General features: G+C 62.1%; 10 protein-coding genes. 4 read left to right on the top strand and 6 right to left on the bottom strand.

Annotated elements, in window-relative coordinates; translation table 11 throughout:
- Window positions 1–94: 94 nt before the first annotated feature.
- From RBB18_RS06930 to RBB18_RS06920, 3 genes are all read left to right on the top strand, one after another.
- Window positions 95–637, top strand: a complete 543-nt coding sequence (locus tag RBB18_RS06930; RefSeq protein ID WP_103762296.1) for a TRAP transporter small permease — start codon at window positions 95–97, stop codon at window positions 635–637.
- A complete protein-coding gene (locus RBB18_RS06925) occupies window positions 637–1,917 on the top strand; it encodes a TRAP transporter large permease (protein WP_103762295.1) in 1,281 nt (426 codons plus the stop codon). Before RBB18_RS06930 ends, RBB18_RS06925 begins: the two co-directional genes overlap by 1 nt.
- A 63-nt stretch (window positions 1,918–1,980) precedes the next feature.
- Window positions 1,981–2,400: a heme-binding protein gene (locus tag RBB18_RS06920; RefSeq protein ID WP_274592491.1), complete on the top strand. Its 420-nt coding sequence runs from the start codon at window positions 1,981–1,983 to the stop codon at window positions 2,398–2,400.
- A gap of 487 nt (window positions 2,401–2,887) precedes the next feature.
- Here RBB18_RS06920 and RBB18_RS06915 read toward each other — a convergent pair whose 3' ends face one another.
- The 5 genes from RBB18_RS06915 to RBB18_RS06895 all read right to left on the bottom strand — a co-directional run bounded on the left by RBB18_RS06915 (window position 2,888) and on the right by RBB18_RS06895 (window position 13,162).
- The gene (locus RBB18_RS06915) at window positions 2,888–5,524 is read right to left on the bottom strand and encodes a phosphoenolpyruvate carboxylase (RefSeq protein WP_306110618.1); all 2,637 of its coding nucleotides are present in this window, start codon (window positions 5,522–5,524) and stop codon (window positions 2,888–2,890) included.
- Between the two features lie 623 nt (window positions 5,525–6,147).
- Window positions 6,148–8,157: a CocE/NonD family hydrolase gene (locus RBB18_RS06910; protein ID WP_306110617.1), complete on the bottom strand. Its 2,010-nt coding sequence runs from the start codon at window positions 8,155–8,157 to the stop codon at window positions 6,148–6,150.
- 151 nt (window positions 8,158–8,308) lie between these two features.
- Window positions 8,309–9,607 (bottom strand): acetyl-CoA carboxylase biotin carboxylase subunit family protein, encoded by a 1,299-nt coding sequence (locus RBB18_RS06905; RefSeq protein WP_306110616.1) that lies wholly within the window; start codon window positions 9,605–9,607, stop codon window positions 8,309–8,311.
- 65 nt (window positions 9,608–9,672) lie between these two features.
- Window positions 9,673–12,315: a cyanophycin synthetase gene (gene cphA / locus RBB18_RS06900; protein WP_274592494.1), complete on the bottom strand. Its 2,643-nt coding sequence runs from the start codon at window positions 12,313–12,315 to the stop codon at window positions 9,673–9,675.
- Entirely contained in the window at window positions 12,302–13,162 is an 861-nt protein-coding gene (locus tag RBB18_RS06895; protein ID WP_103762290.1) for a cyanophycinase, read from the bottom strand. The genes cphA and RBB18_RS06895 overlap by 14 nt, the downstream gene beginning before the upstream one ends.
- Before the next feature lie 189 nt (window positions 13,163–13,351).
- Between RBB18_RS06895 and RBB18_RS06890 the strand changes: the two genes are divergently transcribed.
- A complete protein-coding gene (locus RBB18_RS06890; RefSeq protein ID WP_306110615.1) occupies window positions 13,352–14,278 on the top strand; it encodes an isoaspartyl peptidase/L-asparaginase family protein in 927 nt (308 codons plus the stop codon).
- 34 nt (window positions 14,279–14,312) lie between these two features.
- Here the strand turns inward: RBB18_RS06890 and RBB18_RS06885 are convergent, their stop codons facing one another.
- Window positions 14,313–15,464 (bottom strand): AI-2E family transporter, encoded by a 1,152-nt coding sequence (locus tag RBB18_RS06885; protein WP_103762288.1) that lies wholly within the window; start codon window positions 15,462–15,464, stop codon window positions 14,313–14,315.
- Window positions 15,465–15,751 lie beyond the last annotated feature (287 nt).

Below are 15,751 nucleotides of genomic sequence, written 5' to 3'. Positions count from 1 at the left end.
GGGGCCGTCAGCGGCCCCCTGCATACCTTGCTGCACGAGTTCATCACACGTCGGATGTAACAGTACCGGGTACGTTGCCCGGCAGGGACCAATCATGTTCAAATCACTGCGCAAATTCTTTGAAAGTGCCTTGGAGTACTTTCTGGTCTTCCTCATGGTCATCCTGACCGCAGTTGTTGTCGTCGCGGTGATCTACCGTCTTCTGGGGGCCAGCCTGGCCTGGTACGATGAGATTGCCGCCATCCTGCTGGCATGGATCACCTATTACGGCTCGGCGCTGGCCGCGTTGCGACGTCGCCATATCGGGTTCGATACCGTGCTGCTGGCGATCCCGATGCCTGCGCGCATGTGGGCGGTCGCGCTGGCCGAGGCCATCACCGCCGGCTTTTTCATCCTGCTGGCTTGGGCGGGCTTCACGGTACTGTCGATCCTCGGGGGCATGTCGCTTGTATCGGTCACATGGGTGCCGGTCAGCTTTACCCAATCGGTGATCCCGATCGGCGCGATTCTTTTCCTGATATGCCAAGCGCTGAGCCTGCCTGACTACTGGCGCAAAACGGCCGCGGGCGTGTCGCTCGAACATGCCGATATCGAAGAAGAGGTCGAAACAGAAATGAAGAAAGCGGGGAACGCCTGATGCTGATGCTCGGTATCTTCATCGCGATGGTCGTGATGATCTGTCTGAACGTGCCGATCGCGATTGCGCTGGCCGTGTCCGCGATCGGCGGGCTTCTGGTGCTCGAGGGCACCAACTCGCTCGTGAATGTCGCGCTGGACATGTATGGTGGCGCGACCAAGTTCTCTCTTATCGCGATCCCGATGTTCGTGCTGGCCGGCGCGATCATGAACGCGGGGGGCATCACCGACCGGCTGATCAATTTCGTGGCAGCCCTGATCGGCTTCATCCGGGGCGGGCTGGCCCATGTGAACATTGGCGTGTCTCTGTTCTTTGCCGAAATCTCCGGCTCGGCCGTCGCGGACGTCGCGGCGATGGGGTCGGTGCTGATCCCGCAGATGAAAAAACGGGGATACTCGGGCGCGCTGGCCGCGGCGGTGACCTCGTCTTCCGCATCGCTTGCGATCATCATTCCTCCGTCGATCCCGATGATCCTTTACGCAACCTCCGCCAATGTTTCGGTCGAGCAGCTTTTCGTGGCCGGCGTGGTTCCGGGCGTGATGGGCGCGGCGGGCCTGATGGGCGTCGCTTATTACTTCGCGCGCCGCTACGACCTGCCCCGCGAAGAGGCGTTTTCGGGCCGCCGCGTGTGGGAAACATTCGTTGATGCGCTGCCGACATTCGCGTTGCCGGTCATCATCCTCGGCGGCATCTTCGGCGGGTACGTCACGGCGACCGAGGCCGCGGGCCTTGCCGTTCTGGCGGCCATCGCGATTAGCCTTTGGTACCGTCAGGTAGATCTCAAACACCTGCAGCAGTCGATGCTCGACGGCGGCATGCAGACGGCCGTCGTCATGCTGCTCGTGGCGGCATCCGTGGTGATGGGCGGGTTTCTGACGCGCGCACAATATCCTCAGGAACTGGCGGCCGGGATCCTGAACATCACGGAAAACAAGTGGCTGATCCTGTTGATCCTGAACTTTTTCTTCCTCGTCATCGGCTTTTTCCTGCACTCGGCCGCCGCGATCATTCTCGTCGTGCCAATTGTCATTCCGCTGATCGAAGCTGTTGATATCAACCCGATTCACTTTGGCCTTGTTGTCACGCTGAACCTCGCCATCGGGCAACAAACGCCACCCGTCGCCAGTGTTCTGATCACGGCATGTGCGGTGGCGCGGGCGAACATATGGGAAGTGAGCAAGGTCAACATCTACTTCGTCGCCGTCCTGCTCACCGTGCTCCTGATGTGCACGTACATTCCATCGATTCCGCTCTTCCTGGTGGATTATTTCTACAATTGAGGGCGAAGGTCTCGCTGGCTTGCATCACCTTGCAAGCCGGCGAGACGTTGAGGAGATGCTGACATGAACCTTGAACTTGCAAATGCACTGATCGTCTCTGCCTTGGAGTATCGGCGCGCGCATGACATGAAACCCCTCACGATTGCCGTCATAGATGCCGGAGGGCATCTTGTTGCACTTCAACGCGAGGACGGCACCAGCAACCTGCGACCCGAGATCGCACAGGGCAAGGCGAAAGGCGCAGTGGCAATGGGCCTCGGATCCCGAGCGCTGTACACGCGGGCACAGGAACAACCGTTCTTCATTGATGCCATGAACGCACTGAACCAAGGCCTGTTGGTTCCTGTTCCCGGTGGTGTCCTGATTTACCGTGACGAGAAGCTGATCGGGGCCATTGGTATCACAGGCGATTCATCGGATAACGATGAAGCATGCGCCGTGTCCGCTATAAACGTTCATGGATTGACTGCACAAACAGGTTGAACCATCCTTGGTGTTCGCAGCCCGACGGGTGTTTCCGGTGAGGCAATTCAAGGTCTGGCCCAGACACCCCTGCCTTCAAAGCAAAACGCCTCAACGGGATCGAACCCTATCCTCACGGGGCTGTCGGGCGTCATATCCTCAGAGAGAATTGATATTCCCCTACCGGCATTCGTCTCGAAGTGAAAACCCCACCAAATGTTCTTTAATAATATCCGGTGGTGAACTGCGGCCAATAGCTGGCTTTTCCGCAAGGCTGACGTAAACGCACCGCGCAGCGAACAACCGCTCTCCGCCCGCAGTCTCACTTGAGCGCTCAAGTTTCTTGAATGCCTATCCCAAACCGCACTCGTAGTTTGGCATGGGTACCCGGGAATTCACCCATAGCTAACCTTCTTTGGTGCAGCAAATGCTGTCGAAGACGTGGCACCAAACGGTGACAGGCCCACCTCGAGATTTCCACGGCACCGGCAGCCGGCCAGATATAGGCCTAGCCGGTCCACCCAAGGCCAGAAGAAATCGAGTTCATGGATTGAAGCAACGGAATCGAGACCCGGTTCGGTTCATCCCGAGACCGTACATCGCGCAGCAATGACACCTGCAGTGCATTGATCCGGTCCAGACCGGGGCGTATCCGGTCAAAGCGGGCTCTCATGCGCGGGAAACGCTCGGCGATGGTCTTCTGGCCGGTCAGGAAGGTGATCCCCTCGCAGGCCAGCGCGTATTCCTTGCGGACCGCGTCCGTGACACGCTTCCGGGTGTCGTCATCCGTAACCAGCGACGCATATTCCCAGGCGATGTCGAGGTCGCTTTGAAAGAGTGATTTCTCCACCTCGTCCACGATCAGCCGGAACAGCTTGGTTTTCTCGAACATGGTGCGAAGCGTCTCCTCGCCACGGGTGCCCTGGAACTTTCGAAACGACTCGATGGCAGAGCCGAACCCGTACCAGCCCGTGATCAGGTGCCGGTTCTGCGACCACGCGAACACCCATGGAATGGCCCGCAGGTCATCCAGCGACGCCGCGCCGAAACGACGCGCAGGCCGCGAGCCGATCTTCAGCATGGCCAGCTCCTCTACCGGGCTGGCCTGCTGGAAATAGTCGATGAAGCCGGGCATGTGCAGCAGCGTGGAATAGGCGGTCTGCGACAGGCCCGACAGCGCATCCAGCGCATCGTTGAATTCCGGCGCACGGGGCGGATCGTTCGCATCCGCCGTATGTTTCAGAACGCTCGAGGCCAGAAGCTCAAGATGCGCCGCCGCGGTGCCACGATTGGCATAATTGGCCGATACGACCTCGCCCTGCTCCGTCAGACGCATCCTGCCGTTCACGGTATCCGTCGGCTGGGCCGCGATGGCGCGGTCCATCGGGGCGCCGCCCCGGCTGACCGATCCGCCGCGCCCGTGAAAGAAGACAGGCTTCAGACCCTGCGACGCCAGGACCCGCGTGATCTTGCGCTGCGCCTGGTCCAGTTCGCAGGTCGAGCACACAAAGCCGCCGTCCTTGTTGCTGTCGGAATAGCCGAGCATGACCTCGATCAAGGGTCCGTCCCGCGTCAGGCTGCGTTTTGCCAGCGGCACCTTCAGCAGGTCGACAAGGATATCCGGCCCCGCCCTCAGGTCCTCGATGGTCTCGAACAATGGCACGACCTTGAGCTCCAGCGTCTCAGCACCAAAACCCGCGTACCGCGCCAGCAGGAATACCCCCAGCAGGTCGTCCGAGGAGCGGGTCATGGACAAAATGAACGGGCCGACCGCCGCCGGGTCCGGGCCGTACTGCCGCTTCGACATCAGGTTCAGCAGCTTGAGAAGCTCAACGGCCTGATCCGACAACGCGTTCTGGTCGGGCTCGGGCAGTTGCGGTTCCGCCAGCTCGGCCCGAAGCCGTTTCGACCATGCGGAATCGCCATATTCCGGCACCTCGCCATCATCCCGGCTCCGCCAGATTTCGGTGATTGTGTCCGTCGTCACCGTGGAGTTCTGACGAATATCGAGCGTAAAGATGCTGAATCCGAAAACCGAGGCCCGCCAGCGGATCGGGCGAATGTAGCGGCGCGCCAACTGCCCCGCGTCGACTGACTCAAGTGCGTTTTCGATCATTTCCAGGTCGGCAATGAAATGGCTGATGTGCCGATATGATTCCAACCTATGCAGGATCGCCGATATCGCCTGGCGAAACAGTTCGTTGGGGTTACGATCATGCGTCGGCGATACCGAGGCAAGACGCTCGAGCCCGCCCTGCACCTCCGGATCAAGCGGCACGATCCTGTTGCTGATGCTCAGGCGTTCGGCCGCAATCCGCAGATGCCCCTTGTACATGTCCATCACCGCGTCGCGCGCCCGTTTCAGCGCGTGGGCGGTACTGTCGGCGGTGACGTTCGGGTTGCCATCCCGGTCACCGCCGATCCAGGAATGAAAGCGGATGCAGGGGGACACCGCGTCAGGTGTCCCGAACCTGTTCGTGGCGGCCTGCTCGAATTGCTCGAACACCTGCGGCACGGCGTCAAAGATCCCGTCGCGAAAGAACTGCAACCCCCATTCGATCTCGTCGCTAAGATCAGGGCGTTCCAGCCGCAACTCGCCCGTCATCCACAGCAGGTCGATCTCGCTCTCGATATCTGAAAGGATCGCGGCGCGTTCCCGGCTAGTCCAGCGTTGCGCCTCCAATGAAACCAGATTGCGATAGATCCTGCGGTGGATCTCCAGCACCGTGACACGCTTGGCTTCGGTCGGATGCGCCGTCAGGGTTGGGCCGACAGACAGGTTTTGCGATATCTCGGCAAAGCGTTCCCGCGTCAGATCCTCACGCGCCAGCGCCTGGGCAAAGCTGCTGGGAACGGTCTCTGCCCCGCTTTGCGTCTCGACGTGGCGCCGGTCCCGGATCGCGGCGTTTTCCTCCACGATCCGCAAAAGCTGAAACCAGATGTTCAGCGCCTGAAGATAGGGCACGGCACCAGGCCCTGCTGGAATCACGTGCTCAGTGTCGCTATGCGCCCACTCGGCCACATGCGGCGCGCGCCGCGTCAGCACGTTGCCCCAAAGATCGAAAAGCTCCCTGCGCAGGTCGGCGGCATAGGATTCGTCACTGTCGGTGACACCGCAGGCGGCGTTCAGCAAAACCGAAGGCATCAGTCTATGTCCCGGTTTTCGCGCAAACGGCGACCCGCATGCACGTGACGCCCGCCAGGCCTTGCGAAACAGCACCCGATGATATGTTCACACGTCCTGAAACAGATGCTTTCGCTTAGCCGCATGCCGTACATGACTTCCCTTCCCTTGGTATCGCTCACCAGCCGTCCCACACGCTCTCCTGCCACACGTTTCACCTGACTTTAGCGCAATGGCGCCCTGTTCCTCCGCGTGAGGCTACTGCCCATGTCCGTACATTGGCCTGCGGATTCCGACAGAACCCAACGTGAATCCACCTGCCCGGCGAGAATATGTGCCCCGGCAAGGTGCCACAGTGCCCCCGCGTCTGACTACCTACACTTGAGTGTGTAGTATCTTCAGGCGACGCACCTCTGTTTGAGTGCTCTCGCCCCGACACAAGGTCGGTCCATGCTCAGCCTATACAAAATCCGGTATCTGCTTTCGCGGCAAAGCGGATGGGCATGCGCCACCGCTTCAACTCCAGCCGCATCAACCGGCTGTCCAACCAGCCCCCGTGACAGCTCGACGAAGACGGCGGGCATTCGATCAACTGGTAAACAACCTCGGGCGCGATGAACGCGCTCGCCGGTCTTACGCCGCTGTCAATTATGGTCGCGCGGAATCCGGACGTCCCAGTCAAGCTCGCGGATGCAATCGCCGTTCAGGAACGCTTCAAGCCGCGCCGTGATCAGATAATCGCTGGCGGTGCAGGTCATTCGTGTCCGGGTGACGGTTTTCACGCTCCAATCCTCGCGCGCCATCTCGTGAGTCCACGTCACCTCGCCGGTGGCCGAAGTCGGATCTTCGGGCAAAATCGTGTAATGTTCCTTGGCCGCGGCCGCATGGAAATACCCCTGACTCCGGATCGTCGCCGCTCCCTCGTCGTCGGTCACCTCGATACTCAACATTCCGGTGTCGACGTCCTCGCCCAGGCGCCAGGTCGCGCCCGGCGCACGTTCAACGTCCAACTCCAGCAATTCGGCCGATCGGGCCGGGCCGAAGGCATCGACCGCCTCGGGCGCGTCTTTGCGCATCGGCAGTTCCAGCACGCACTCTCCCGTCAGCATGGTCAGGGTCACCGGCTCCGGCGCGGGCCAGGCAACGGGAAAATAACTGGTCGAAACGCCCAGCCGGATACGATGCCCCGCGCGGAAGGTCTGCGCGACATGCTTCATCGGCACGCGCACCGTGTACTTGCGCCCGGGTTCCAGGTTTTCCGGATGCTCGTGGCTGTCGCGATGCGTCAGGTTCAGCAAGCCATAGCTCACCCGTGTCGCCGCACCGTCGGGGGCCACGTCCATCAACCGCAGGGCCACCTGCGCCACCGGTTTGTCCACCTCGAACGTCAGGGTCAGCTCCGGATCGCCGACCATGTGGCAATCCTCGGTCAAGGGCGCCGTCTGGAACGTCAGGCTGCCCGCATCCTCGCGCCGCTGGTCGCCTGGCTGGTCCCCGGGATGCCCGTAAGAGCACCATTTGCCGCCATGCCGCCCGACCCAGAGCGGCGAGCAAATGTCCAGCGCGTCCTGTGGCCCCTCCGCGCCAAGACCTCCGTCGGAAGTCAGCGAAAACGCGCGGCGCTCCACGTTGGGCGACGGCCAGGCCGGCTCGTCGATCCAGACGCCGTCCCGCGTGTCATAATGCGTCTGTGGCCGGGCGTGATCCTGCAGGAACACACGCAGCTTCGGCTCATCCGCGATGCCCGTGTCCCGCCCCTTCATCCACTGGTCCCACCAGCGCACTTCTTCAGTCAGCCAGTCGATGGCCGGGCCCGGCTCGCCCAGATGCGGATAGCGATGCGACCACGGGCCCACCAGCCCCTTCACCGGGCTCTTCAGGTTCTCCACCAGCCGGAACACCGCCCGGCAATAGCCGTCGGCCCAGCCGCTGACGGCATAGACCGGCACCTCGATATCCGAAAAATCCTCGCAGACAGATCCATGCTTCCAGAACGCGTCCCGCGTCTGGTGCTGCATCCAGTTCTCCAGCCACAGGCCCGACCCGTCCAGTCGCTCTTCCCACATCTCGCGCCAGCGGTCGCCCACATGCGCAGGGTCCGGCGGCAGGGTATTGATTCCGAACATCACCGATGCCCAGGACAGGTGATCGCCCAGCAGCGTGCCGCCCATGTAGTGGATGTCATCGGCATAGCGGTCGTCGGTCGAACAGATCGTGACCACCGCCTTCAGCGCCGGGGGCCGCAGCGCGGCAAGCTGCAGGCCGTTGAACCCGCCCCACGAAATGCCGACGATCCCGACGCCGCCATCGCACCAGTCCTGCGCGGCGATCCACGCGATCACGTCGCAGCCGTCCTGCAGCTCTTCTTCGGTATATTCGTCCGTCATCAACCCTTCGGACTCGCCCGTGCCACGCAGGTCGACGCGCACATAGGCATAGCCCTGCGCCGCCATCCAGGGCGCACGGGCATGGTCACGCTCCAGCGTCTTGTCATTCTTGCGATAGGGGATGAATTCGAGGATCGCCGGCACCGGCGCTGCCTCGGCGCCCTCCGGCATCCAGACCCGCGCCGCCAGCCGCGTGCCGTCCGGCATGGGGATTTCCAGATGCTCGATTTCGCGGATCGTCTGCGGCAGCGGATGGTCGATTATCATGAGAAACGCTCGGATCTAGGGGCGACGTGGTGTCCGAGCCCGCGTACCGCCCGCGCCGGCGGATGTCCAGCCGATGAAACCAACGCGCCCCATCCCGGGCCTGACCCGGGATCTCGTTCTGAGCGGGATGCCGGCGGGATCTCCTGTCAGCTTATTCCACGATATCCGTGAACTCGTAGTTCAGCTTCTTCATCACCTGCTCGTAGTTCCAAAGCAGCTTGGATTGTTTCTGCGCGCCCATCCAGACCGACGCCACCGCATAGCTGTAGGCGTCCTGCTCCGGCAGTTCCGACAGTTTGGACCCCTTGCTGACGTAAGAGGTGATGCGTGTCCCCTCCACCTGCTCGGCCGCGACCTCCACCTCGGCGCGCGACGGCGCACGGGCCACGGTCGCGTCATTGAAAAACACCCGGTAGAAGAATTCCGCCGCGACGGTTTCCGGCCCCTCGCCCTTCGGCATGTCCGGCTTGCGGCCCAGGCCAAGGTCGACCGTCACCTGCTGGTGGCTGACCCCGTCGACCATCTCGAAAAGGTCGCAGTGGGATTGCGCGATGCGCGTGTTGATCTCCAGCAGCCAGATCTGGTTCTGCACCTCGTCCCAGTAATACTCGATATTAAAGCCGGCATTGTCATAGCCGATGTGCTTCATCACCGTCTTGGTGATCTCAGCCATCTGTTCCTGGATGCGCGGCGGCAGGGTGGACGGGTAGAGATAGTAGAAAAAGCTCAGAACCTGCGGATAACGGATCGAATCCACCGTGCCGTAGGGCACGACCTCGCCGTCATGCACATAGCCCTCGACGGTACATTGCCGCCCGCCGATCACCCGCTCGGCCATGCAGTAATGCCCTTCCACCGTCTTGACGTCTTCGGGCAGGTTCGCCTTGTTCAGGATATAATTGAATGGCTCGGAAATCTCGTTGATCTCGGCGCGAAAGGCTTCGGTCGCATAGGCGAAGTCCTCGGGGCTGTCGATGCGAAAGCCCAGACGCGAGCCGGAAGACTTGATCGGCTTCACGAAGAACGGAAAGCGCAGACCCGCCTCGCCAATCTTGGACAGAGCCTCGTCGTCGAACGGGTCAAAAGCGGTGAAGTTGGGCGTATGATCGGGGATAACCTCGGCCATGACCTTGCGCGACCAATACTTGTGCTCGCACTTCAGAAGCGATTCCAGCGATGCGTTCCGCGTACCGTATTTCTCGCACAGAAGCGGCAGCATGGTGGACACGGGGAAGTCGATATAGCCCACGATAGCATCAATCGAGCCGTCGAACGCATCCAGTGTCTCCTCGGCCCGACGCAGCATGTCGGGAATGTCGAAAATCTGGGTGTCGGAGACTTCCGCGGAGGTGAGCAACGGATGGAAATTCACGTCCTCGACGCCGCGAAGGCGCTTCAACCGCGCCGCATTAAATTCGTTCATTCCAACGACGAAAACGTTTTTTGTCATATCACTCCCTCGGTTATCAACGCCGTTGAGCCGGCGTTGTTCCCTTTCGATTGCGCAACGCTGGCTCAGGTCTGGCCCAGGTCCGACTGCGCTCCGTAGCTGCGCCCTTTCAGGCGCTCTGTCGCACCTTCGATGTCGTCGACAAGCAGCAACAGGAAATCACCGGGCTTCGCGTCACCGATGGCACGATCCATCGCGGCTTGCTCGTCCATGATAAGCTCGACCGTCCCGGCGGATCCGGCGTCTTTCGCGCCCTTCTCGATCAGCCCGGCGGTCTCGCCTTCGCTGCGCCCGCGCGCATCGGTCTCGTAAATGTAGACCGTATCGCACATCTTCGCCAGTTGCGCGCCCAGCGCCGCAAGGTCCTCGTCCCGGCGGTTGCCCGGGGCCGTGGCCACGGCGATCTTGCGCTGCTGCCCCAGGCCGTTGACCAGCGGTTCCAGCGCCTCCAGCGCCGGAACGTTATGGCCATAGTCGATCAGGCATTTGACGCCATCGGCCTCGAAATAGTTGGTCCGCCCCGGCATCTGCGCCGGTGTCGGGTGGAAGCTCAGCAGCCCGGCGCGGATATCGTCGATCTCCAGACCGTGCGCCAGCGCGGCAGCTGTGGCCGCCATGGCGTTCTGCACGTTGAAGGGCGCGTGCCCCTCGAACGAAATCGGGACGTCGTTGACCGCCGCCACCTCGACCTCGACCTGGCCGCGCAACAGCACGATCCGGCCCTGGCGCACGGTGATGACCATCTTGTGGTCGGCCAGGTGTTGCTTGAGGTCCGGATTTTCGGGGTCCATCGTGAAATAGATGATCTCGCCCCGCGCCCAGTAGGTGCCCTGGTCCATCACCAGCGGGTCGTCGGCGTTCAGCACGCAGAAGCCGCCGATCTTCTTGACGGCGTCGACCACCACGGTCTTGCACCGCGCCAGTTCCTCCAGCGTGTGGATATCGCGCTCGCCCAGATGGTCCGACGCGATGTTCAGCAGAACGCCCACATCGCATTCGTCAAACCCGAGCCCCCGGCGCATGATCCCGCCGCGCGCAACCTCGAGCACGGCGTGCTCTACCGTCGGTTCCCGCAGCACCGCGTGTGCGGCGGCGGGGCCGGAATAGTCGCCCCGCAAGATGACGTGGTTGTCGATCTCGATCGTGCCGGTACAGCCCATGCCCACCGAGTTGCCCGCCTGCCGCAGGATATGCGTGATCAGGCGCGTCGTCGTGGTCTTGCCGTTGGTACCGGTGATCGCGGTGATCGGGATGCGCCCGTCATCCGTCGGGTCCGGGAACAGCATGTCGACAACGGCCTCGCCCACCGGCCGCGGCGTGCCGTGCGTGGGCGCCATATGCATCCGAAAGCCGGGGCCCGCATTGACCTCGACCACCCCGGCCGATTGCTGGTCCAGCGGCTTGGACAAGGTTTCGGCCAGCATGTCGATCCCGATGATATCCAGACCGACAATCCGTCCGATCCGTTCCATCGCGAACTTGATCTCGGGATGCACCTCGTCGGTCAGGTCCGTCGCGGTGCCGCCGGTCGAGATATTGGCGGTGGATTTCAGATAGACGATGTCGCCCTTGGCAGGCACGGAGTCGAGCGTCAGCTCGGCCTGCTCCAGCAGGCGCATCGTCTGTTCGTCCACGATGATCTGGGTCAACAGGTTCTCGTGCCCCACACCGCGGCGCGGGTCCTCGTTTTCCTTGTCGATCAGCTGCTGGATGGTGGATTTGCCGTCACCTTCGACATGCGCCGGACGGCGGCGGGCGGCGGCTATCATCTTGCCTCCGACCACCAGAATGCGGTGATCTTCGCCCTTGATATAGCTCTCTACGATGACCGCGCCGTAATCGTCGCGACAGCGCGCCAGCGCGGCCTCGTAGCCCGATTTCAGCTCTTCCTCGTTGGTGATGTCCGTGGTCACGCCCCGCCCGTGATTGCCCGACAGCGGCTTGGTGACGACCGGCCAGCCGATCCAGTCGGCGGCATCCTTGATCTCGTCCCAGGAGTAGCAGATGTAGCCCTTGGGCACCGCCACGCCGGCATCGTCGAGCACCTGCTTGGTCCATTCCTTGTCGTCGGCAATCGAGTGTCCGATGATCCCCGACGCATCCGTCACGGTGGCCTGGAACTTGCGCTGCTTCACGCCGTGGCCAAGCTGGGTATAGCTGGTGCCCTCGGTCAGGTTGTACCAGGGAATGTTGCGCGCCTTCGCGGCGTTCACGATCGACCCGGTCGACGGTCCCAGCGCGTTCGCGTCCCGCACCTCTTTCAGCCGATCGATCACCGGCTCAAGGTCCACGTCCTTGCCGTCGTAAAGCGCCTGGACGATCTCGACCGCCTCTTCGCCGCAGGCCAGTCCGCTCGCTTCGTCGCGATAGCGGTAGACAACGTGGTACACGCCCTTGTCGTAGCTATCGACGGTCTTGCCGTAGCCCACCGAAAAGCCGATCAGGTTCTGCAATTCAATCGCCACATGTTCGACCATGTGACCGGCCCAGGTGCCGTCTTTCACCCGGGACAAGAACCCACCGGCCTCTCCTACCGAGCAACGATGTTCATAGATCGTGGGAATGAGCGCTTGCAGCTTGTCTGCAATACCATCGACCTTGTCACTCGGCCGGTCTTCTAGTTCCTCGATGTCCAGCCGCATATAGATCGACTGGTAGCGGCTGTAGTAGTTCGGTCCGCGCAGCGCACGGTGTTCAAGTATACGCATCCTTCAGCTCCAGGCTCTCGGCCCCAAGCTGTTTGGCACTCAGGACCTGCCGGTCCGCCAGGTTGTATCCATCACCCTCGACCAGCGCATGCATCACGACGTTGTGGACGCTCACCGCCTCACCGTCTGATAGATCAAATACATTGCAACTGGATATTCTCGAACTGTCAACGAGGATTACGTGACCGGGCCCAAAGGCCTTAATTACACCGTTCTCGAACAATACGGCGGCGTCCTCGCCCAACCCGATCCCCAGGTATTCGGGGTTGGTGGCCCCCACTTCCATCAGCCGCGAAAAGCGGCCGCGTTCCAGAAAATGGGTGTCGATGATGACCCCTTCGATCAGGCCGAAGCCGGCGCTCATCTTGACCGCGCCCTTGCGAAGGCTGTCGATAGCGCTGCCGCCATAAACCATGGTTGTCGACTGGCAGGCCGCGCCGGCGCTGGTCCCGGCGATCACGGCGCCCTCGTGGTAAATGGATCGGATCGCCTCCAGCGCCGCCGAGGCGCCGAAAATGCTGGTCAGACGCATCTGGTCGCCGCCCGAGATGAAAAGAACGTCGCAATTGCGGATCATTTCGACCATCTTGGCATCGTCGGCGTCGGACCGCTCGCGGATGCGCACATCCAGCACTTCGGCGGCGCCCAGCGCGTTGAACGCCTCCTCGTAGGCCGGGAAGACCTCATCGGGGATGCTGCTGGCGGTGGTGATCACCCCGACCACCGGCGCCTCGGCAGATGACAACTTCAGGACCCGTCCAAGAATGGCCGCCTTCGCCGATTTGTCTTCGGCGCCACCAATTGCGACAAGTTTGCCCCGGGGCCTCGGTTTCACGGACATATCCATCGAGTAACTCCATCCATCTCTGGATTCTTATCTATATGTTGTGGATGTTACCATCCCGTTCACAAGAATGTCACGTTAACCAAGCCCCGCAACTGCAAAAGCGGTCGCAACGTCACGAATCCCGCGTTATGTGGGATTCTCGGCAACCAAAGCCCGCCAAAACGGCAGAAAACAACGCAGGAGCGAGAAATGGCTGACGGATTCGCACTGGCAATTCACGGTGGCGCAGGGGTTCTGCCCCGATCGGAAATGAGCGCAGAGCGTGAAGCGGCCTGCCATGCCGCGCTTGCCCGCGTTCTGGAGGCAGGTGAGTCGGTGCTGGCGGCCGATGGCACCGCACTCGATGCCGTCGCCGCCGCCGTGCGCGCGCTGGAGGACGAGCCACTGTTCAATGCCGGGCGCGGGGCCGTCTTTACCCGTGCAGGAACACACGAGATGGACGCCGCCATCATGGACGGGCGCGACCGCCGTGCGGGGGCCGTGGCGGGCATCTGCGGCCCGCGCCACCCGATCGATGCCGCCCGTGCGGTCCTGGAACATACCTCGCATGTGCTCATGGCCGGAGAAGGCGCCCACGCAGTCGCCCGCGAGGCCGGCCTGCCGTTCGAGGAAGAGCGTTATTTCTTCACACAGGAACGTTGGGACACGCTGCAAGAGACCTTGCAGATGGAAGCCGACGGCACGCTCGACGACGATCCTTCCCGCCGCCACGGCACTGTCGGCGCCGTGGCCCGCGACCGGGCCGGAAACCTCGCCGCCGCCACCTCCACCGGCGGCATGACGGCCAAGAGCGCCGGACGCATCGGCGACAGCCCCCTGATCGGTGCCGGCACGCTCGCTCTCAACGAAAGCTGCGCGGTCTCCGCCACCGGCGATGGCGAGGCGTTCATCCGCTTGTCCGTCGCACATGAAATCGACGCCCGCATCCGGTTGGCCGGCCAGACCGTCACCGACGCCGCGGCGCAGGTGGTGATGCAGGATCTCGTGGCGATAGGGGGATCGGGCGGTCTCATTGCCATCGGCGCGGACGGCACCGTCACCATGCCCTTCAACTGCGAAGGCATGTATCGCGGGCAGTCAGTCGAAGGTAGGAGCCGCGACACCTTGATCTACTGATCGGGTCCTCCGCGCGCGACGCTGTCCGCCTGCCTCAGGAGGCCCTCCGGCTTTCGATCTCCTCGTTCAGCCGGTCTAATTCGCGGTCGTCCTCTGGCAGGCCTTCGCGCGAGAGCAGCACGGCCACCTTCCGCAATTGCGGCACATGGCTGCAAATCACCAGCAGCATCACCATGATCGGTACCGACAGGAACATCCCCGGAATGCCCCAGACCGCGCCCCAGAACGCCAGGCTGATGATGATCCCGAACGATGACAAGCGCAGCGCCCGTCCCATCAGCCACGGGTCGATCACGTTGCCGTTCACGAACTGGATGATCCCGGTCATCACGAACAGCCCCGCCGTCACCGATGCCTCGCCCGTCTCGACATAGCCCACCAACGCCACCATGCCGGTGGCCACGATCGACCCGATATTGGGAATGTAGTTCAGGATGAAGGTCAGGATGCCCAGTGACAGCGCCAGCTCGATCCCGAAGAACGTCGCGACTGCGTACACCATGGCCCCGGTGATCAGGCTGACCAGCGACTTGATCAGCAGGTAATAATTCACCCGGTGAATGATCGAGTTGAAGATCCGGTTCGCCCGCTCCGCCTGCGCCGGATCGTCAAAGAAGTTCGACATCTTGGTCCCGAACCATATCCGCTCCGCGAACAGGAAGCCGAAGAAAAGGATGACCAGCACCGTGCCCTGCATCAGGCTGCCCGCCTGCCCGGCCACGGTCCGCACGTATCCCGACACTTCGACACTGTTGAGCGAGTTCAGCACCGCCCGTTCCACGTCCTCGCCCATCCACGCGAACAGCGACGCCACCGCCGACGGCGCGCGCTCGGCATAGGACAGCGTCGTGCCCAGGACCGTGTTCAATTGTGCCAGGATGATCGACGACAACAGCAGCAGCGCCGTCGAGATCAGCAAGAGCGCCACGATGGACGCCAGCCAGTTGGGAATGCGGAACCGCCCGATACTCTGCCGCGCGATCAGCCGGATCACGTCCGAGGTCAGCGTGAACAGGATCACGGCCACCGCCAGCGAAATCAGGATGAAGCGGGCCTGCACCAGCAGGAACAGCACCACGGCGAAGGCGATGATCACCAACGCCACCGTCCGGACCTGAGAATATTTCTGCGTGTCCCCCAAGTGCCCTTTCAACGGCTCGAGTTCTCTTATCTTACCTGACGTCATATTCCCTCTTGCGGCTATGAGCAATCGCCCTGCCCTGCGCGTTTTGCTCCAATCGCACCTCCAGCCGGCCGCAAAGGCGCTGCGTCGATACCGCGCGTTACGGCGTTTGCTGACCATACGCCATCACGCGCCTACCGGGAAAGAACAGGGACGTCCGGATACTCCCGCGTCAACATCACTTCGGAGAAATCTTGCCGATCACGGAAGAGTTTGCGCCCGATCGCCTTGAAAATGAACTTTCTTGCTGGGAATGACGCTGTCCCCGTTCTAGTTTGTTCGCGGATGGG

Source organism: Roseovarius sp. MMSF_3298 (assembly GCF_030733705.1).
Lineage (GTDB): Bacteria > Pseudomonadota > Alphaproteobacteria > Rhodobacterales > Rhodobacteraceae > Roseovarius > Roseovarius confluentis.
The sequence above is the reverse complement of the archived record's forward strand: the minus strand, read 5'-3'. Positions and strand labels throughout refer to the sequence as shown.